General features: G+C 39.8%; 20 protein-coding genes and 1 other annotated feature. Of the genes, 16 read left to right on the forward strand and 4 right to left on the reverse strand.

Going from position 1 to position 19,038, the window contains the following annotated elements; all coding sequences use genetic code 11:
- Positions 1-5: 5 nt before the first annotated feature.
- The 10 genes from G6554_RS13415 to G6554_RS13460 all read left to right on the forward strand — a co-directional run bounded on the left by G6554_RS13415 (position 6) and on the right by G6554_RS13460 (position 12,322).
- Positions 6-2,252 (forward strand): AAA domain-containing protein, encoded by a 2,247-nt coding sequence (locus G6554_RS13415; RefSeq protein ID WP_166242628.1) that lies wholly within the window; start codon positions 6-8, stop codon positions 2,250-2,252.
- Positions 2,253-2,364: 112 nt separating this feature from the next.
- A complete protein-coding gene (gene wrbA / locus G6554_RS13420; RefSeq protein ID WP_166242630.1) occupies positions 2,365-2,976 on the forward strand; it encodes an NAD(P)H:quinone oxidoreductase in 612 nt (203 codons plus the stop codon).
- Positions 2,977-3,083: 107 nt separating this feature from the next.
- Positions 3,084-3,289, forward strand: a binding site (T-box leader).
- A gap of 92 nt (positions 3,290-3,381) precedes the next feature.
- The gene (gene proB / locus G6554_RS13425) at positions 3,382-4,494 is read left to right on the forward strand and encodes a glutamate 5-kinase (RefSeq protein WP_166242633.1); all 1,113 of its coding nucleotides are present in this window, start codon (positions 3,382-3,384) and stop codon (positions 4,492-4,494) included.
- A 7-nt stretch (positions 4,495-4,501) separates the two neighbouring features.
- A complete protein-coding gene (locus G6554_RS13430; protein WP_166242635.1) occupies positions 4,502-5,743 on the forward strand; it encodes a glutamate-5-semialdehyde dehydrogenase in 1,242 nt (413 codons plus the stop codon).
- A 94-nt stretch (positions 5,744-5,837) separates the two neighbouring features.
- On the forward strand, positions 5,838-8,114 hold the full coding sequence (locus tag G6554_RS13435) for a helicase C-terminal domain-containing protein (protein ID WP_166242637.1): 2,277 nt from the start codon (positions 5,838-5,840) through the stop codon (positions 8,112-8,114).
- Positions 8,115-8,209: 95 nt separating this feature from the next.
- Complete coding sequence (locus G6554_RS13440) at positions 8,210-8,998, forward strand: hypothetical protein (protein ID WP_166242639.1); 789 nt, start codon at positions 8,210-8,212, stop codon at positions 8,996-8,998.
- A gap of 21 nt (positions 8,999-9,019) precedes the next feature.
- On the forward strand, positions 9,020-9,877 hold the full coding sequence (locus G6554_RS13445) for a DUF3307 domain-containing protein (RefSeq protein ID WP_166242641.1): 858 nt from the start codon (positions 9,020-9,022) through the stop codon (positions 9,875-9,877).
- Positions 9,878-10,012: 135 nt separating this feature from the next.
- A complete protein-coding gene (locus G6554_RS13450) occupies positions 10,013-10,267 on the forward strand; it encodes a FeoA family protein (RefSeq protein WP_166242643.1) in 255 nt (84 codons plus the stop codon).
- Positions 10,257-10,949 carry a FeoB small GTPase domain-containing protein gene (locus tag G6554_RS13455; RefSeq protein WP_166242644.1) on the forward strand — a complete coding sequence of 231 codons (693 nt, stop codon included), beginning with the start codon at positions 10,257-10,259 and terminating at the stop codon, positions 10,947-10,949. Before G6554_RS13450 ends, G6554_RS13455 begins: the two co-directional genes overlap by 11 nt.
- Positions 10,946-12,322 carry a ferrous iron transporter B gene (locus tag G6554_RS13460; protein ID WP_207627618.1) on the forward strand — a complete coding sequence of 459 codons (1,377 nt, stop codon included), beginning with the start codon at positions 10,946-10,948 and terminating at the stop codon, positions 12,320-12,322. Before G6554_RS13455 ends, G6554_RS13460 begins: the two co-directional genes overlap by 4 nt.
- A 57-nt stretch (positions 12,323-12,379) precedes the next feature.
- On the opposite strand, the gene G6554_RS13465 is transcribed toward G6554_RS13460, so the two are convergent.
- Positions 12,380-12,676 carry a hypothetical protein gene (locus G6554_RS13465; RefSeq protein ID WP_166242646.1) on the reverse strand — a complete coding sequence of 99 codons (297 nt, stop codon included), beginning with the start codon at positions 12,674-12,676 and terminating at the stop codon, positions 12,380-12,382.
- Between the two features lie 136 nt (positions 12,677-12,812).
- Here G6554_RS13465 and G6554_RS13470 point away from each other — a divergent pair, with 136 nt between their 5' ends.
- The 3 genes from G6554_RS13470 to G6554_RS13480 all read left to right on the forward strand — a co-directional run bounded on the left by G6554_RS13470 (position 12,813) and on the right by G6554_RS13480 (position 14,321).
- Positions 12,813-13,082 (forward strand): DUF1292 domain-containing protein, encoded by a 270-nt coding sequence (locus tag G6554_RS13470; RefSeq protein WP_166242648.1) that lies wholly within the window; start codon positions 12,813-12,815, stop codon positions 13,080-13,082.
- 105 nt (positions 13,083-13,187) lie between these two features.
- On the forward strand, positions 13,188-13,436 hold the full coding sequence (locus tag G6554_RS13475) for a hypothetical protein (RefSeq protein ID WP_166242650.1): 249 nt from the start codon (positions 13,188-13,190) through the stop codon (positions 13,434-13,436).
- A gap of 99 nt (positions 13,437-13,535) precedes the next feature.
- Positions 13,536-14,321, forward strand: a complete 786-nt coding sequence (locus G6554_RS13480) for an alpha/beta fold hydrolase (RefSeq protein WP_166242652.1) — start codon at positions 13,536-13,538, stop codon at positions 14,319-14,321.
- A 50-nt stretch (positions 14,322-14,371) separates the two neighbouring features.
- Here the strand turns inward: G6554_RS13480 and G6554_RS13485 are convergent, their stop codons facing one another.
- Complete coding sequence (locus G6554_RS13485; protein WP_166242654.1) at positions 14,372-14,911, reverse strand: helix-turn-helix domain-containing protein; 540 nt, start codon at positions 14,909-14,911, stop codon at positions 14,372-14,374.
- 237 nt (positions 14,912-15,148) lie between these two features.
- On the opposite strand from G6554_RS13485, the gene G6554_RS13490 reads away from it, so the two are divergent.
- The 3 genes from G6554_RS13490 to G6554_RS13500 are packed head-to-tail and all read left to right on the forward strand — an operon-like array spanning position 15,149 to position 17,085.
- On the forward strand, positions 15,149-15,799 hold the full coding sequence (locus tag G6554_RS13490; protein ID WP_242637809.1) for an alpha/beta hydrolase: 651 nt from the start codon (positions 15,149-15,151) through the stop codon (positions 15,797-15,799).
- Between the two features lie 26 nt (positions 15,800-15,825).
- Entirely contained in the window at positions 15,826-16,248 is a 423-nt protein-coding gene (locus G6554_RS13495; protein ID WP_166242658.1) for a DoxX family membrane protein, read from the forward strand.
- A 39-nt stretch (positions 16,249-16,287) separates the two neighbouring features.
- Positions 16,288-17,085, forward strand: coding sequence for a dioxygenase family protein (locus G6554_RS13500; protein WP_166242660.1), 798 nt, complete (start codon positions 16,288-16,290; stop codon positions 17,083-17,085).
- Between the two features lie 68 nt (positions 17,086-17,153).
- Here the strand turns inward: G6554_RS13500 and G6554_RS13505 are convergent, their stop codons facing one another.
- Positions 17,154-17,516: a hypothetical protein gene (locus G6554_RS13505; protein ID WP_166242662.1), complete on the reverse strand. Its 363-nt coding sequence runs from the start codon at positions 17,514-17,516 to the stop codon at positions 17,154-17,156.
- A gap of 204 nt (positions 17,517-17,720) precedes the next feature.
- Positions 17,721-18,884: a glycoside hydrolase family 18 protein gene (locus G6554_RS13510; protein WP_166242664.1), complete on the reverse strand. Its 1,164-nt coding sequence runs from the start codon at positions 18,882-18,884 to the stop codon at positions 17,721-17,723.
- Between the last annotated feature and the right edge of the window lie 154 nt (positions 18,885-19,038).

Raw genomic sequence — 19,038 nt, forward strand, 5'->3', positions numbered from 1 at the left:
GATTCATGACAAATACAGTAACCTACATAAAAGAATGGCAACAGGCACTGCAAAGTGAAATCATCCATTTAAAAAAATACGGCAGTAACAAATTTAGTGTTTCAAATGGAAGGTTGCTATCGAGTGACGGATCGTCTAGCTATTATTTTGATACCGCCTTTTCATTACGAATTCCCGTTGGATCTTCGATTCGTCTGGAATGGGGCGGCATGAAACAAAGTGGACGTGTGCTTTCTTCAGAAGGAAAAGGTGTGATGATTGCCCTCGAGAAATCCTTCGGAGACCTAATCCCACAGGCATTTCTTTTTCACGATCCATGGGAGCTGCTTGAACACCTTATCCAACGACTGGATGATATCAAAAAAAATAAACAAAAACGGTTACGGGTAAAAAAATTAATGGATCCTTCAATGCCGGCAAAGCATCCAGATGAAAAAATAAAGAGCAATATCCACGAGTTAGTTTTACGTTCAAAATACAATCCGGTAACATTTGTTTGGGGGCCGCCTGGAACAGGGAAAACCTACACATTGGCGCGGACCGCGGCAAATAAATATTTTCAGGAAAAGCGGATCCTTATTTTATCGCACAGCAATCAAGCAGTTGATGTCCTAATCGCTGAAATTTCTACTTTTATTAAAAAGAAAAACCGCTTCCATGAAGGGGATGTTCTTCGCTATGGTTCAAATACTGGAGAGCAATTCGCAAATCATGAGGCGATCACCACGACACAACTGCTCCTAAAACAAGATCCACATTTGGCAGAGGATAAAAAGAAATTAATAGAAGAACGACATCATCTGAAGCAAGATTTAGCTCGTTCTTTTAGCAAAAGGGACACCGACCAATTGCTGGAGCTGGAGACGAAGATTGCCAGACTCCTTGACAAAATTCGCCAAAAGGAAATTCAGTTTGTAAAGGATGCGTTTGTTGTCGGATCAACATTGGCAAAAGCAGCGAGCGACCCGGCGATCTATGAAAAGGAATTTGACTTGGTTATTCTAGATGAAGCAAGCATGGCTTATGTGCCGCAGGCTGCATTCGCTGCATCACTCGGGAAACGGGTCATTATTTGTGGTGACTTTAAACAGTTACCGCCGATTGCTTCTTCAAGGGATTCTTTGGTCACAATGTGGCTAAAGGAGGATATTTTTCACCGGGCAGGTGTAGCCGATTGGGTGGAGAACGGTAAACTCCATCCTCATTTATTTTTATTAAAAGAACAACGGAGAATGCATCCGGATATCTCTGCCTTCACGAATCGGTACGTCTACCATTCCCTTGTGGGTGATCATGAAAGTGTTTTTAAAAGCAGAAATACCATCGTCGCAAAAGCGCCGTTTCCAGACCGGGCATCCGTTTTGGTGGATACGAGCTATTCCGGCACCCATTGCATGAATGAGAGGGCATCCCATTCTCGAATGAATATTTGGCAGGTGTTATTGTCGTTTCAACTCATTCATGAATCGTATTTGAGTGGATTACGTTCGATCGGATATGTTACACCCTATCGTGCCCAGGCCAATTTAATGGAGCTAGTTCTCGAGGATTTATACGATAAGGAACGATCCACAGCTGATATTATTGCAGCGACCGTCCATCGATTCCAAGGCAGTGAGCGTGATGTCATGGTGTTTGATACCGTCGATGGGGAGCCGCAAACTCGTGCAGGCATGCTGTTAACGGGAAATGATAGCGAACGATTGATCAATGTTGCGATTACGAGAACAAAGGGAAAGTTTATTCATGTTAGTAACGGGTCCTTTATCCGCAAGCACGTATATAACGGAAAAACACTTAGACAGCTTGTGGAGCATCATGAAAGGCATCAGCAAACGATTGAAACAAGGGAAATTGGAACCTGGATTAGGAATCAGCATCCGAGATTACAATGGATGCATGCAAGAAAACTTGAAAAAGTATTCCAAGATGTAGCTGTGGCGAGGTCCTCTATTGTTATCTCTTTACCATCACAAACTGTTCTTTCGCCGCAATGGCAGGGGACGTTACTCAATCGAAATAAACGGGTAAAATTAACCGTATTATCCGCAGAAGATTGGCTTGAGCTTCAGCCGGATTATCGGCTGGATGAAAACTTATCGTTTCCGTTTATTATCATTGACCAGCGGCTGCTATGGTTAGGGCTGCCGATAGAAGGAACTCGTATAACCAAGCCTCCCTTTATCGCAGCTAGGCTTGATTCGGAGAAGGTTTCCGAATTCTTTTTGGACCAATTTTTTAAAAAAGAGTAGGAATGGCAGTTTTTTCTGCTATTTCTACTCTTTTTGAATGAAAGCCTAGTTATTGGAGATGATAATTTTGTTAGTTTGGAATTTACTTTTTCTATAAAAAGGAGACTTGGGAATGACAAACGTAAAATTAGCCGTCATTTATTACAGTATGGGCGGAACGAATTATCAGCTTTCACAATGGGCTGCAGAAGGTGCAAAGGAAGTTGGGGCTGAAGTGAAGGTGTTAAAAGTGCCAGAACTTGCACCACAATCTGTGATAGAAGGAAATCCCGGCTGGAAAGCACATGTCGAAGCAACTTCACATGTGCCCGAGGTCAAATTAGAGGATATTGAGTGGGCTGACGCCATTATCTTTAGTGTTCCGACTCGATTTGGCAATATGCCGGCGCAAATGAAGCAATTCCTTGATACTTGCGGCGGTCTTTGGTTTAACGGTAAGACCGTGAATAAAGTGGTGAGTGCGATGTCCTCTGCTCAAAATTCGCATGGTGGTCAAGAGGCAACCATTTTATCATTGTATACCTCCATGTACCATTGGGGAGCGATTGTCGCAGCACCAGGCTATACCGATCCTGTTATCTTTGGTTCTGGGGGAAATCCTTACGGAACAAGTGTAACAGTTGGTCAAGATGGAAAAATGATTGAAGATGTAGAAGCAACGGTTAAGCACCAGGCAAAACGGACGGTAACTGTAGCTGAATGGGTGAAAAAGGCAAATCAATAACTGTTAGGGCTGACTAGGGAAACCTAGTTGGCTCTCTTTTTGTAAATTTTCAAATAATTCTATTGACATTTTTTCATTTTCTATGGATAATCAAAGGAAATTATCAAATGTAAACGGTAAGGGATTAGTAAATCATTGGCATGTGTAAGAGAGTGAAACCCTTTGGCTGAAAGGTTTCTCACGGAAAGATGATTGAACCTGCCCTGTGAATACTGCTTATGAAAACATAAGCCGTTCCCCTCGTTACGGGTTCAAGTGGGTGTTGATGCACCAATAAAGGTGGTACCGCGGAAACGATTCTTCCGTCCTTTTTTAAGGATGGAGGAATCGTTTTTTATTGTCCTTTTCTTGATCATGGTGGCACATAAATTTCTCTTAATTTTGTAAAGAAAGGTTCGAATGGACATGAAAAAACAGCTTGTGGTGGTGAAAATTGGGAGTAGCTCGCTTACCAATGCGTCGGGAACGATTTCTGAAAAGAAAATCCGTGATCATGTGGAGGCACTCGCTTTTTTAAAAAGTGAGGGGAATGAGGTCATTCTGATTTCATCCGGTGCAATTGCAGCAGGATTTGGCTCGCTGGGCTATCCAACGCGTCCAAAAAGTACGGCAGGTAAACAAGCGGCAGCGGCTGTTGGGCAAGGGCTGTTAATGCAACAGTATATTCAGCTGTTTAAAGAGTTTGCTATGGTACCGGCGCAAATTCTATTAACTCGTGAAGATTTTTACAGCCAGACTCGGTTTCAAAATCTTTTTTCAACAATCCACGAGCTGCTTCAAAGAGGCATTTTGCCGATTATTAATGAGAACGATTCTGTATCAATTGAGGAATTGACCTTTGGGGATAACGATTTGCTTTCAGCCCTTGTCAGCGGTTTTTTGCATGCCAATGCCTTAATTATTTTAACGGACATTAATGGGCTTTATGATGGCAATCCGAAGGTTTCTCGTAAGGCAAAAAAGTTTAATTTTATTCCGGAGGTTTCGGAAGAATTGCTTGCTGTTGCTGGTGAAAGTGGTTCTTCCGTTGGTACCGGCGGCATGAAGTCGAAATTGTTGGCAGCAAAAAAAGCCCTGTCCCTCGGTGTTAGTGTCTTTGTCGGAACCGGTAGCGGTAAGGAAAAATTAACGGATATTTTAGCCGGAAAAGGCGATGGAACATATATTGGCGGCCCATTTCAAACGCAAATGCAAATGAGAAAGCAATGGATTGCCTACCATTCACAGGTTGGTGGCGTCATCGAAATTGATGATGGTGCGGAAAAGGCTATTGTTTTTCAAGGTAAAAGTTTACTGCCTGTCGGTGTCACGAATGTCATTGGTGAGTTTAATGCCCTTGATGTCGTAGTGGTTAGAAACCAAAAAGGGAAAACGGTTGGAAAAGGACAGATTTACTATTCTTCTAAAGATTTATTACTGGTAAAGGGTTTACCAAGTGAACAATCGAAAGGCTATTCAATAAACCAAAAAGCAGAAGTGATTCATCGTGATAATTGGGTCACCATGCAAAAGGAGTGATTGTGGGATGAGTGAGTTAATAGAAAAAGCCAGTAAATTAAAAAAAACGGCAAAACATATGGGGATGCTTTCGGCGGTTGAGAAAAACGCGGCATTGGCGAAAATGGCTGACCATTTAGTAACCGAAAAAGCTTGGATTTTAAGTGAAAATACCAAGGATATTGATGCCGGAAAAGAAAATGGACTTTCAACGTCTCTTTTAGACCGGTTACTGCTAACCGAGGAAAGAATTGAACAGATTGTTGATGGCGTACGTCAGTTGATTCATTTAGAGGATCCAATTGGTGAAACGATTGAAGCGTTGGAACGGCCGAATGGTTTGCAAATTGAAACCATTCGGGTACCACTTGGAGTGATCGGCATGGTTTACGAAGCACGGCCAAATGTGACCGTTGATGCGGGTAGTCTATGTTTAAAAGCGGGAAATGCTGTGCTGTTACGTGGAAGTTCTTCGGCGATTCATTCCAATAAAGCACTAGTTCATGTCATGCGCGGGGCGTTAGCGGGAACGGCGATTCCAGAGGATGCCGTGCAGCTCCTTGAGGATACCTCACGCGAAACAGCCGCCCAAATGTTTAAATTAAACGAGTTCTTAGATGTTCTCATTCCACGCGGTGGGGCGGGTTTAATTCAATCAGTCGTCCAAAATGCCACGGTCCCAGTGTTGGAAACAGGGGTTGGTAACTGTCATGTGTTTATTGATGAAACAGCAGACCAAAAAATGGGGATTGAAATTGCGGTTAATGCGAAATTGCACCGGCCATCTGTCTGCAATGCAGCGGAGACGTTACTTATTCATGAAAAATGGCCATTTGTATCCGTGGTGCTGAATGCGCTTCATGAACAAGGAGTTGAACTGCGGGGTGATGAAGGTTTAGCCGCGGCGTATTCTTTTGTCAAACAAGCAGATGAAAAGGATTGGCACACTGAATTTTTAGCTCCGATTCTCGCTGTGAAACTTGTCAGTGATGTGAAAGGTGCAATTGAACACATCGACCAGTATGGAACAAAACATTCTGAAGCGATCATTAGTGAAGATACAGAAAATGTTCGTTTATTTTTCAGAGCTGTGGATGCAGCTGTCCTTTATCACAATGCCTCCACACGATTTACGGATGGCGAGCAGTTCGGCTATGGCGCGGAGATTGGCATTAGCACACAAAAACTCCATGCCCGCGGGCCAATGGGATTGAAGGCATTAACGACTACAAAAGCGATAGTAAAGGGAACTGGCCAGATCCGGTTGTAATATTTTCATTTAGCGCAGATTATGCGCTATTTTTTTGGTTATCTGTTATACTAATATACAAACATACATTCTATTTGAGTGAGTTGGTGGTCAAGTGTCAGGCGATGTTCATATTTCTGTACGAAATTTGGTTGAATATGTGTTCAGAAGCGGCAGTATCGATGCACGATTCCGTTCCCAATCAACGCTTTCAGATGGGACAAGGATTCATCAAAAAATCCAGAAAACCTATTGTGAAGGTGATCAAAAAGAGGTTTATTTGAGTATCGAAATTCCTTATGACGACCTCACATTTGTCATTGACGGCAGATGTGATGGACTTTTATTTGAAAATGACAAGATAACTATTGACGAAATTAAATCTTTCAGCCAACCGTTGGAACAATTGGAGGGAGAGGGTTTCCAAGTCCACTGGGCGCAAGCCAAAATGTATGCTTACATGTACGCAAAGGACAATGTATTGCCGGACATCTTTGTTCAACTAACCTATGTCCATGTTGAAACGGAAGAAAAGAGATTTTTTAAAAAGAATTACACTTTCTTAGATTTAGAAACATTTGTTTTCCAGGTGATTGAAGGCTACACTCCATACGCGAAACTGCAGAAAGAGCATCAACGTCAACGGAATCTGAGTTGCAAAGAGCTAGCTTTTCCTTTTGAAAACTATCGCGCTGGGCAGAGGAAATTTTCCGGCGGTGTGTATAAAACCATTTTAGACGGTAAAAACCTATTTGCAAAAGCGCCAACCGGGATTGGCAAGACGATTTCTACCCTTTTTCCGGCAGTGAAGGCTGTTGGTGAAGGTCACAGTAATCGAATTTTCTATCTGACTGCCAAGACGATTACCCGCACAACAGCGGAGGAGACATTTGCAAGAATGCGGTCAAATGGTCTTTGCTTGAAAGCTGTCACCATTACAGCCAAGGACAAAGTATGTTTTAAGGAAGAAACCAAATGCCATAAGGATTATTGTGAGTTTGCGGATGGGTATTATGATCGGATTAATGAGGCAGTTCTTGACATCTTAACAAATGAAGCCGCCATGACTCGTCAGGTAATCGAATCGTATGCCCGTAAACATTCTGTCTGCCCATTTGAATATTCGCTCGACCTTGCCTATGCTGTGGATGCGATTATTTGTGATTATAATTATATTTTTGATCCACGAGTATCCCTAAAGCGGTTGTTAGAGGAGCAAAAAAAGTCTACCGCCTTACTTGTAGATGAAGCACATAATCTGGTTGACCGCGGCCGGGAGATGTTCTCAGCCTCCTTAAATAAAGAGATATTTCTCCAATTGAAAAAAGACTTTAAGAGTAACAATAAAGTGATATTTGAAGCTGCTAGTAAGTTGAATTCTTTCTTTCTTTCCTTGAAAACAGCTCATGATAATAAAAGTGAATTTCTTTTAGAACAGCTTGATGTAGCATTTTTAGAACAGCTTACTCAATTTTTAAAGGAGGCAGAACAAGTTCTAAAATCAGAGAACTCCCCAAAGCTTTTAGAGGCTTATTTCATGGTGAATAATTTTTTGAAAATCGTTGAACTTGTAGATGGCCATTATGTGATCTATGGTGAGAGAAATCAAAACGATGTTACTGTCAAGCTGTATTGCATTAATCCAGCGAAACTGCTAAAGCAAATGGGGAAGGGCTATCGCTCAAAAGTTTACTTTTCCGCAACGCTATCGCCGTTGCCCTATTATCAAGATATCCTTGGCGGGGATGTGGAGGATTATGTTCAATCTATCCCTTCTCCATTCAGTGAAGAGCAGGTAGACGTTTTTATCAAGCCATTATCAACTCGCTTCAAGGATCGGGATCGGACGAAGGATTTCATCATAGCAATGATAAAATCTTTAATTAACCACCGACCAGGTAATTACTTGATTTTTTTTCCATCTTATCAATACTTACGATCCGTTTATGATCAATTCAAACTAGAAGATAAGGAAACGCAAACCATCATTCAATCCACTGGGATGACAGAAGTAGAACGGGAGGCTTTTTTGGCAGCCTTTACACCAGATCAAAATGAAACATTACTTGGATTTGCTGTCCTCGGTGGAATTTTTTCCGAAGGAGTCGATTTAATCGGTGATCGGTTAAATGGGGTGGTAGTAGTTGGAGTAGGATTGCCCCAGCTTTGTTTTGAACGGAACTTGATTAAGGATCATTTCAACAAGCAGGGTAAAAATGGTTATGATTATGCATATGTTTTCCCTGGCATGAATAAGGTGCTTCAGGCTGGAGGACGATTGATTCGCTCAGAAATGGATCGTGGAACAATTGTTCTTGTCGACGACCGTTTTTTACAAAAGCAGTATCAAAGGCTCTTGCCGCAAGAATGGAAGCAGTTTACAATCATTTGAATACTTTTACTAATAAATCAAACGGGAATGTAGTTTGACTATTTACTCTAACTTTATTAAAATTAGATTAAATAATCTAATTAGGGTGAGTGAACGTGCAAAAAAAGCATTATCCAATATCGATTTTTATATTAGATGTTAGGAATTCTTCTGCGAATAATATGGGAGATGAATTGACTGTATATTTAGATAAAATAGTAAAAGGAATCACCATTTGGACGAAGGATGTAGATTCCACCCAAATCAGGCATCGTGCTGGAGATGAAATCATCTTTGTTGGCTACGGCTATTCAACAGCGTATATCCTTGCCTTTTTCCTCAGCAGAATTTGGAAATATCGTGGTCACCAACCATATTTTGGTTTGGCCTTTGGCGATATCGACCGAAGCCTGGAAGAAATAGACATTGAAAAATGGATTCATCCGTTAATTAAGCAGGCTCGCTATGCCAATGATTTGTTAAAACAAGAGTCAAACAGACCCCTTTTTAAATTTGAGCTTGACCAATTTTATCAGAGTCCTTTTGCATATAATCAATTTAGAAATGAATTTGAATCGTTATTGAATACAATACTGCATTTGCAATACAGCTTAATAAAAGAACAAACGAAGATCCAGGAGCAGGTATGTTCCACCTATTTAATTGTGCAGCAGCAAAAGGCAGTTGGAACCTTACTTGGCAAAACACCGCCGACCATTTCAAGTCATTATAAAAAAGGAAAAAGTGAAGAAATTCTGGGCAGCTTTCACGAGATTATTACCATTCTCAATTCTTTGCAGGAAAAGTCGTATAGGAATACATGGTTAAAAGGTGAGATACTAGTTCATTCAATCAGAAATCATTTGAAAGAAAATATAAAGACAGTGCTGGATAATAAGGACTAAACCAAATAAAGGGGGGAAACCATGTTGATTTTAAGTTTACTACTCGCACATTTAGTGGCAGATTTTTATTTACAAACAGATGATATGGTAAAGGACAAGCAGAAATACATCAAGAAGCATATCACACATCATTTTTTCATGACGACCCTCATTCTTGGCGGTTTCTTGATAGGTAATTTTAAAGCAGTGAATATCCTTCATTTCTTTATTTTTCCATTGCTTTTTATTGTTGTATCCCACTTCTTCATTGACTTCGTAAAAATAAAAATGCTTGATACGATAAAAATATCAAACGAGGAGAATTTGAAACGGCTTAGTTTTTTCATATTAGATCAAGTACTCCATTTGTTAATGATCTTTCTTGCCTGTCATTTATTCATCGGAATACGCTTTACTAAAATAGTGGACGTATTTGAGAAAGGTTCAAAGATAGGTACGGTTAATGCTTGGTTGTTTATTGCGATCATTGTCGTGTTAACGACAAGTGTCAGTGGGCATGCGATTAGAATCCTATTAGGATCATTACCGAATCAGCTTTTATCCTTTGAAGGAAGATATGCATTTAAGGCAGATCGGCAGGAAGATGGCTATGCAAATAAAGGAAAATTGGGTTTAACCGAAGAATACCACTATACCATTTTCTCCAAACACGACCTTTCCCGTGGAAAATTAATTGGCTATCTTGAGAGATTGCTAGTCTTAGTTTTAACATTTTACAGTGCCTATCCTGCCATCGGGTTTATTGTTGCTGCGAAATCGATTGCCAGGTTCAAACAAATGGATGACCGGAATTGGGCCGAGTATTTCTTGCTTGGGACGTTAACCTCCATGTTCATCGGCATCTCACTTGGGATTGTTTTACGTGAGGTTTTGACTTAATACCATCATTTTTTAAAGCTGCCACAATTGTGGGCAGTTTTTTTTATTTAAAGAGGTGGCATAATTGGGAGTTATTACATATAATTAAAAACAAATGTTGCGTACGGTCAAAACTTATGAAAAGGGGAAAGAGATATGGATAAACCTAAAATAATTCAATTGCTTAATGGTGAAAAAGGAAATTTAATAAAATTAACTTCATTAAATTTAGATGGCGTGATGAGAAGGAGACTATTAGATTTAGGATTTGTAAAAGGAGCAATGGTAGAGGTTGTCCGTAAAAGTCCGTTAGGAGATCCGATCGCTTTTCGGGTCAGTCAAACGACCATTGCCCTTAGGAAAGAGGAGAGTTCTAGAATAGAAGGGGAGCTGGTTTCGAATGAGGAATGAGTTTCGAATCGCCTTAGCAGGGAACCCGAATACTGGTAAAAGTACGTTGTTCAATGCCTTAACAGGTTTAAGGCAGCACACCGGAAACTGGGCAGGGAAGACCGTTTCACTCGCACAAGGAAGTGTTACGTTTAAAGATAAAACCTTTCATCTAATCGATCTGCCAGGTACCTATTCACTTTTTTCCAATTCTACGGATGAAGAAGTAGCAAGGAACTATATCGTATTTGAAAAACCAGATGTGACACTTGTTGTGCTGGATGCAACCTCATTAGAGCGAAATTTTAATCTGGCCTTGCAAGTATTAGAAATGACCAAAAATGTGGTGGTTTGTATAAATTTAATAGATATTGCGGAGCAACAGGGAATCCACATTAATGAGCGGATATTAACGAACCGGTTAGGGGTGCCAGTGATTAAAATTTCAGCCAGAAATAAGAAGGGATTTCCGATGCTTCTCGATACAATCGACCGGATCGTATCAGGGGTAATTGACTGTAACCCCGTTCAGTTGAAGTATCCGGCTGAAATAGAAGAAAAAATTAATAAGATTGAACCAAAAGTACGGGAAGTGGTGGGAGATCAAATATCTTCCCGCTGGGTTTCTTTAAGATTACTAGATGGAGACGAGATATTATTAAATGAAATAGATAAACGATTGAAGCAGGAAGGGCTGAGATGATGAGTATTCAAGATCTTTATGAAGAGGCTCAGGGCTTGTCAACCACTAAACTAAGGGATGACATTGTTGAACATCTTTATAGCCGCAGCCACAAATTATGCAAAGATGGAATTACCTATACCAAATCGAAACGGGATGCACGGACAGAAAAACTAGATGCAATCTTTACTTCACCGATCTTCGGTTTTCCCATTATGATTGTTATGCTTGGAGTCCTATTTTATTTAACGATTGCAGGTGCAAATATCCCCTCATCGATGCTTGCTGAGTTTTTTGGTTTCATTGAAGGATATATAACCACTTTATTTACTTTTCTGCATGCACCGGATTGGATTCACGGTGTTCTTGTTCTTGGGTTATATCGGGGTACGACTTGGGTCATCAGTGTCATGCTTCCGCCAATGGCCATTTTCTTCCCCACCTTTGCTCTTCTCGAGAATTACGGTTATCTACCCCGTGTTGCCTTTAATATGGACCGCTTATTTAAGCGAGTTGGAGCGCACGGGAAGCAATCATTGACGATGGCCATGGGATTCGGTTGTAATGCTGCGGCCGTAATTTCCACGAGAATTATCGAATCACCAAGAGAACGGATGCTTGCGATTCTGACAAACAATTTTGTCCCGTGTAATGGGCGCTGGGGAACATTAATCGTCTTAGCTTCTCTATTTATGGCAGCTAATTTTACCGGTGGGTTAAAATCACTAGTCACTACGGGAGTGATTGTTGGGATTGTTCTCTTTGGAATCATCGTCACTTTCTTTGTTTCCTGGGCACTGTCTAAAACGGCGTTAAAAGGAATTCCTACCCATTATACACTCGAGCTCCCGCCATACCGCAAACCAAAGATTTTTGATACGGTTATTCGTTCTTCAGTGACAAAGTCATGGTCTGTACTAGTCAGGGCGGTTAAAGTAGCCGCTCCTGCTGCCATTCTTACGTGGGTGTTTGCAAACATTTATATTGTGGACACTAGTATCCTCATGTATGCTGTGGAATTTTTAGACCCATTTGGAAAATTACTTGGTCTTGATGGATATATCATGATGGCGTTTATCCTGGGGCTGCCGGCAAATGAAATTGTTCTGCCGATTCTCTTAATGGGGTATTTATCAACGGGTTCGTTAACTGAGGTTGATAGTTTGGTTGATTTGAAGCAAATCTTCCTTGATCATGGCTGGACATGGCTCACAGCACTAAATATGATGTTGTTTTCGCTCCTTCATTATCCTTGTGGGACGACATTATTGAATATTTTTAAGGAAACGAAGAGTAAAAAATGGACGTTTCTTGCCTTCCTTATTCCAACCGTTATTGCCATCCTTGTTCCGCTTGTTATTACGCAGACCGTGAAAATGCTCGGTATCCTTTGATAAAAAGAAAACACCCGTTTCTTACCGAGACTTGGCGGCAAAAAACGGGTGTTTCGTTTATTTCAATTTGCGGAATTCTTCTGTTACCACAAAAGCAAGGTCATCGTTACCGAACATAGATAGAACTCCCAACAATGTCTCGTTCGTAATTTCTCCTGCTTCTTCTTTAGATACGGTTAACTCAATAGCTTCTTTTAAGGCAGGATTCGCAGACTGGTTTGGATAGGCACGCAAATATATTTCTTCTGGATTTAAATCATGATTCACACACCATTGGGCAAAAACGAGAATCATCATTTTTTCCTCGGCCTGATAGTGTTGAATGATTTTTTCCTCTAAGTCTTTTTGACTCATACTGGTTTCTCCTTACATATCTTTATTCAATTTATTATAGCGAACTTTATATGAATAGGAAAAATTAAAGGTTAAATTTTTTTGTTTTTAGAGATACTGTTTGGAGGATGATTTTTTTAAAAAAGGAGAGGTATACATGAGTAAAATTGAAGTGGGCGAAATCTTCACAATAAGCGATGAGAATGATGATGAACAAGAAGTAGAAGTGCTCGGAGTCATGACGATTGAGGATACAGACTATGTTGCCGTCGGTTTTGCAGAAGATATTAAACAAGAAACAGAAGACGATATAGATATATTCTTTTTAAAAGTTGATGCCGATGGTGACTTCTCTGCCATTGAAAGTGATGAGGAATTTGATAAGGTTTCTGCCGCGTTTGATGAAATGATGGATGAGGAAGAGTAAGCGAGAGGGAAACCTCTCTTTTTTGCTATTCAATTGGAAATATTATGTATGTATAAATGGTGTTGTGGAATAATAACATGGAGAATACTTAAAAAGGAGATTAGCATGTTAATTGAAGAAGGAACCAAATATCAAATTTCGCAGACAGCTAAAGAATTTTTTAATTCTGCTGAAACGATGACAGTGAAAAGTAATAATGGCGTTACGGTACAATTTATTCTGGGTGACAGTAAGGGCCATGGTTCTATGCCCGTCGATCACTTGCATTATTTATTGAAGAGATCTAATTTAACGATTATTCCAAATAAAAGATCATTATTAAATACTGATTTGACTGAAGAACAAATAGGCTAATATGGATGCATTGCTTCTACCAGAGGTAATGCATTTTTAATTTCGGTGAATTACTTTTATAATTATGGGTATCCACTAGTGTAAGGAGTGATTACTATTATGAATACAAAAAGTGTTAAATTGTCAGATGCAACAATTGGGTATGTTGACCAGGGTGAAGGGAACCCGATCGTTTTGCTCCACGGTTTTTGTGGAAGCTCCCGTTATTGGGAAAAAGTGATTCCTGAACTTTCAAAATCCTATCGCGTAATCGCACTAGACCTACCTGGGCATGGGGAATCAAGTATGGGAAAGGATGGTTTCTCAATTGAGGATTATGCGGACAATATTAAGGGACTTTTAGATCAGTTACATATCCAAAAGGTAACGATGTTTGGCCATTCATTAGGGGGCTATATTACTCTTGCGTTTGCTGAAAAATATAGTGGCCATTTAAATGGGTTCTCACTTGTCCATTCAACAGCATTTCCTGATTCAGATGAGGCGAAAAAGGGAAGAATGGCAAACGTAGAAAAGGTAAACGTTGAGGGAATAGAAGTCCTTATCGATGGATTAGTACCAAAGCTGTTTTCACCAGAAAACGTAGAACAAGATTATGTAAATACAGCTATAGAAATAGGATACTCAACTTCTCCACAAGGCGCCATTAGTGCATTAACTGCGATGAAGAATCGGATGGATCGCAATCATGTGTTAAAAACGACTTCATTGCCCGTGCTTTTACTAGCAGGTGAACAGGATCAAATCATTCCAGCTGAGAAAACATTTTCAGTGAGCGGAGACAATATCCAACAAAAGATAGTAAAAAATGCTGGACATATGAGTATGTATGAAAACCATCAAGATCTGATTTTAGAAATACAGGAATATCTGGCAAGAATTTAGTAATTAAAGTTGCGAGGAACCAGCTTGGTTCCTCGTTCCTTTTTGAATTTCTATAACAGGTCATTTAGTTCTTTATCAGAATGAACGGCAATTAGGACGACCGCTTTCTCATTTCCGATATTTGTCACAGTATGCGGGACACATGCGTTCCAGCTAAAAGAATCCCCTTGTTCCAGAATAAAGGAGTCTTCACCCTGTTCCGCAAGTACTTTCCCTTCCAACACTAAATGACACTCTTCTCCTTCATGTGCGTGTGCATCACCGATGGAAGCACCAGGTGGAAACTCCACACTTGTTAATCTTAGCCCACCTTTTGAGGTAATATGCTCGATCTTCAAATTATTTAAAGTAGAATAAGTTCTTTCATCTTTTCTAACAACCTGCATATGCTGTTTCTTTTCAAGCAGCAAATAGGGTAGCGGAATATCCAAATAGGTTGCAATGGTTTGCAGTGTGCTAATGGATGGGGAGGTGTTGTTATTCTCGACATTGCTAATAAATCCCTTTGAAAGGCCGGTTCCTTCACACATTTGTGCAATGGTGATTTTTTTTCTATTTCGTATTGCTCGTATTTTTGAACCAATATCCATTTGGATCACCTCGATAGTTTTCTAATATAGAACATATTTATATATTAGCAAAAAAACAATTGACAATCCACCTCGAAAATTGTTATTCTATGTGTAACAAATATTCATATACAAAAACATAGTTGGTTATATTTTTTTATTTATTTGTTTCCTAATATGAATCTTTTGTATCTATAAAAATATAAAAAACAATATGATATAAGGAATAACTAACAATTTTTGTTTCAAGAAAGGATGATGAAAGTGAATGCACCGATGATTTATGAACTTCGCAGGCCAGCACAACTTGATCCCGAAAAAAGGTATCCCGCGCTTTTCTTAATGCATGGGATTGGCAGTAATGAACAGAATATGCTGCAAATGGTAAAAGGTTTAGAAGATGAGTTTTTTATTTTTAGTATTCGTGGCCACCTTCCGCAGCCACCTGGTTATGCCTATTTTACGATTCAAGGGTATGGGAAACCGCATCGGGAAGTGTTCGATGAGGGAATTAGCAGGCTAACGAGTTTTATCGACTATGCAATGGGTGAATATCCAGTGGATCCAAGTCGTTTATTCTTACTTGGCTTCAGTCAAGGGGCCATCCTTTCAATGGCCTTAGGATTGACGTTAGGAGATCGGATTAAGGGTATTGTTGCACTAAGTGGATACATCCCAGCTTTTGTTAAAGAAGAGTACACCATTAAACCTGTTGAAGATTTATCCCTATTCATCTCTCATGGGGAAATGGATCAGGTACTTCCGTTTGAATGGGGTGTAGCTAATCATGAGTATTTTCGTGGGTTGGGGGCAGAAGTTACATTTAATACCTATCAAGAAGGACATACGGTTTCTTTAAAGAATCACCAAGATTTTATAAATTGGCTATTTAAGCAATTGGAAAACTAATTAACGTTAACTGGAGGAAAAGTAAAGTGGTAAAAAAATTCGAGGCTAGTACATTAATTTTGCGTGTCATATTAGGAATTACATTTTTTGTTCATGGATTCGTTAAATTTCAAGGCGGCATTGAGAATATTGTGGGTTGGTTTGATGCTATCGGCTTACCAGGATTCCTTGCATATGGAGTTGCTTCAATCGAGGTAATAGGTGGTATTGCCTTGGTTCTTGGGTTAGGTAGTAGATTTGTCGCAGGGTTACTTGCCATATTGATGGCAGGGGCAACTTTAAAAGTAAAACTAGCTGTTGGCTTTTTAGGTAATGGGGAAATGGCTGGTTATGAGTTAGACTTAGCATTACTAGCCATGGCAGTATTTATCGCCATTAACGGCAGTAAGATGCTTGCACTTGATCAGATTGTGTTTAAGGGACAAAAGACAGATTACAAAGCATTATAGTAATAACAGAATCTCATCCAAATTAGGGGGTACATTTAAATGATGCCATCATTGTTTGTTGCTCATGGAGCACCGTTATTAGCCATTGAAAATAATGAATATACACAATTTTTGAAGTCTCTGGGGCAATCCCTTCCACGTCCAAAGGCAATTGTCTTATTTTCTGCCCATTGGGAATCCTCTCAGCAAAAAGTAAGTGATGTCGATGCCTACAGCACGATTTATGATTTCGGTGGTTTCGATCAAGCGCTTTATCAGATTAAATATCCGGCACAAGGAAATCAGCAAATTTCACAAGAAATACAGGATCTGTTTAAGGCAAATGGAATACCATTTGAAGTTGAAACTGAACGCGGTCTGGATCATGGTGCATGGGTCGTGCTTCGGTTACTTTATCCAAACGCGGATATTCCAGTCATTTCGATGTCTGTCAATCCTTTGCTTAAACCCGAAGAACAGTATAAAATCGGGAAGTCCTTATCAGCCTTAAGAGCAAATGATATTTTAATTATTGGTAGTGGCGGTACCGTTCATAACCTAAGAGCCGTGAAATGGGCTGATAACGAAATCGACCAATGGGCTTTGGAATTCGATGATTGGCTAGCACATCATCTGCAGAATTGGGACTTAGAGTCATTATTCAAGTATGATACACTAGCCCCGAATGCGGAATATGCAGTCCCGCCATATGGGAAGGAACACTTTATTCCGCTTTTCTATGCAATGGGCGCGTCCGATGGCGAGCGAAAAGCAACTTTACTACATCGCAGCTTCCGCTATGGAAACCTAAGTCATAGTGTTTGGCAGTTTGGGGGATCGAATAAGCAATTTTTATAATCTTAAATGTTTAGTATCATAAATATAAATAAAATTCCCAGCCGCATATTGGTTGGGAATTTTGTTTTTTATTCGGCAGGAGCAGTTCCAACGAAAACACCATTAATAAACACATAGATTGTTTGAACTCCGTTTGCACTGAAAAATGGTACGCCAATCATTGTAACACCCTCTGCTGGGAGTACTACCTCGATAGTATGCGCGCCATTCCATGTATAACCAGTTGAAAGAAGCTCCGCTTTTTGAGTTTTAAACTCTTTACTACTTAAAAACTTAGCGACGATTTTATTTCTTTCTGCCCCTTGAAGTGGTAAAAGATCATGACATGTGCAATCATCATCTGGTTCTGCCGCCTTAACCGTATTCCCAGTTGTGACAAATAAAGATAAGGCAACCAAAACTCCACATAAAACGGTTAATACTTTCTTCAAGCAAAATTCCTCCTTTTATTTAAATCTCTCTAATTCATTCGCTCTATTCCGACAAACTCCTTCAAAAAACATGGAAAATTTTTTGAAAAATACCAAAATTTATTACAGAATTGTGTCGAACCTTGTATCAACTGTTGGAATGGGGTTCAATAATGAATCAAAAAAGCTGTACTCCAGATACTAAAGGAGTACAGCTTTTATTCACTAATTCTTCTTCACTGTATAATATTTTTGTGTCTCATAATTTGAATTCTTTATTGTATTAAAAATAGCTCCCGTTAAGCTGTGTGATCCTTGGGAATCAAGTCCAAGCTCCCAAATCATCATACCGCCGAAGCCGTGCTCTAGTGCAAGATTTGTTTTCTTTTTTATTGTGGCATCGCCATTATAATAATAGGTAGTGCCGTTCATGCTGACCGTGTCCTTTGCGGCATTTGCCGGGTCATTGTTAACGATAGCTCCGTATGAAACCTGTTTCACTTTAGGATCTTCCGGCTGGGCATAAAACGGAACACCGAGCACTAATTTTTCTTTTGCCAGATTATTTTTGTCAAACAAATCTGCCCAATAATTTACGATTTTCTCAGTAAATGGATAGGGTGAAAGATTGGCAGCGTGATAACCATCATCCCATTGCCCGTCATAGGCCATAATATTGACGTGGTCAACATCTTGGAACATTGATGGCTTATACACGACAAAGCCAATTTCCGTTAAGGTAACGGCATGGATTTTTGAATAAACGGCTATCGAACATTCTTTATTTTTTGGATGTAGCTGTCCACTTAATTCTTTTGCGAAGGCTGCAAGATTTTCGGCATCGGCTTGTGAATGGGGATGTTCAAAATCGATATCGATCCCGTCAAGATGCTCTCGATCTGCGATACTAGTAAGTTCATTAACTAGCTTTGTCCTAGTTTCGGGATTAGAAATCGCCGTTTTGAAATACTCATAGGATTCGCCGCCATTGATGTGAAACCAGCCGCCAACAGCCAGCATGACTTTAGTGTCTGCCTTTTTTGCATTTGCTACCACAGTTCTTAGGTTTTTTAAGGCAGCATCACCATTTAACAGGATACCTCCTTCTTTTGTAGGATGGGCGAAAGAGAAAATAACATGTGTTAATTTGGAATAATCCACGACATTCGGGTCGCGGAAATCCTGGACATATCCAATCACCACTTTTGATGAAGCTTTTTCCACTTTTGGTAGTTGTTTTGTTCCGGGCCTAATGGCTGATTTAGGTGATTTTCCTATAGTAATTGTTTTATCAGATGTTTTATTGGTAAAAAGTGCTGCACCCGTGATGATTCCTCCCACGAAGGTAATCGCAATTGTCAGGGCAAGGAGGGCTGTTCGCTTTTTCATAGGATGTGGTCCTCCTTTAGTTTATTTAACCATTCAAATTGTACCAGAAAAATAGCAGGAATTTGGCTGGTAATATCCACCTACACTATGATTGGAAGTAAATAAATTTGAAAACCGCTATTAATTTTTGATATAGTAAATAAGTTAATGTTTA

Origin of the sequence: Bacillus sp. MM2020_4, from assembly GCF_011250555.1 — a bacterium.
Lineage (GTDB): Bacteria > Bacillota > Bacilli > Bacillales > Cytobacillaceae > Neobacillus.

What these genes read in the sequence shown, in the direction of transcription:
- G6554_RS13455 (WP_166242644.1), top strand. Translation starts at nt 10,257, where the DNA reads ATGAGGAATGAGTTTCGAATCGCCTTAGCAGGGAACCCGAATACTGGT.
- G6554_RS13415 (WP_166242628.1), top strand. Translation starts at nt 6, where the DNA reads ATGACAAATACAGTAACCTACATAAAAGAATGGCAACAGGCACTGCAA.
- G6554_RS13450 (WP_166242643.1), top strand. Translation starts at nt 10,013, where the DNA reads ATGGATAAACCTAAAATAATTCAATTGCTTAATGGTGAAAAAGGAAAT.
- wrbA (WP_166242630.1), top strand. Translation starts at nt 2,365, where the DNA reads ATGACAAACGTAAAATTAGCCGTCATTTATTACAGTATGGGCGGAACG.
- G6554_RS13465 (WP_166242646.1), bottom strand. Translation starts at nt 12,676, where the DNA reads ATGAGTCAAAAAGACTTAGAGGAAAAAATCATTCAACACTATCAGGCC.
- G6554_RS13470 (WP_166242648.1), top strand. Translation starts at nt 12,813, where the DNA reads ATGAGTAAAATTGAAGTGGGCGAAATCTTCACAATAAGCGATGAGAAT.
- G6554_RS13480 (WP_166242652.1), top strand. Translation starts at nt 13,536, where the DNA reads ATGAATACAAAAAGTGTTAAATTGTCAGATGCAACAATTGGGTATGTT.
- proB (WP_166242633.1), top strand. Translation starts at nt 3,382, where the DNA reads ATGAAAAAACAGCTTGTGGTGGTGAAAATTGGGAGTAGCTCGCTTACC.
- G6554_RS13430 (WP_166242635.1), top strand. Translation starts at nt 4,502, where the DNA reads ATGAGTGAGTTAATAGAAAAAGCCAGTAAATTAAAAAAAACGGCAAAA.
- G6554_RS13490 (WP_242637809.1), top strand. Translation starts at nt 15,149, where the DNA reads ATGAAAGTGAATGCACCGATGATTTATGAACTTCGCAGGCCAGCACAA.
- G6554_RS13510 (WP_166242664.1), bottom strand. Translation starts at nt 18,884, where the DNA reads ATGAAAAAGCGAACAGCCCTCCTTGCCCTGACAATTGCGATTACCTTC.
- G6554_RS13485 (WP_166242654.1), bottom strand. Translation starts at nt 14,911, where the DNA reads ATGGATATTGGTTCAAAAATACGAGCAATACGAAATAGAAAAAAAATC.
- G6554_RS13445 (WP_166242641.1), top strand. Translation starts at nt 9,020, where the DNA reads ATGTTGATTTTAAGTTTACTACTCGCACATTTAGTGGCAGATTTTTAT.
- G6554_RS13460 (WP_207627618.1), top strand. Translation starts at nt 10,946, where the DNA reads ATGATGAGTATTCAAGATCTTTATGAAGAGGCTCAGGGCTTGTCAACC.
- G6554_RS13500 (WP_166242660.1), top strand. Translation starts at nt 16,288, where the DNA reads ATGATGCCATCATTGTTTGTTGCTCATGGAGCACCGTTATTAGCCATT.
- G6554_RS13475 (WP_166242650.1), top strand. Translation starts at nt 13,188, where the DNA reads ATGTTAATTGAAGAAGGAACCAAATATCAAATTTCGCAGACAGCTAAA.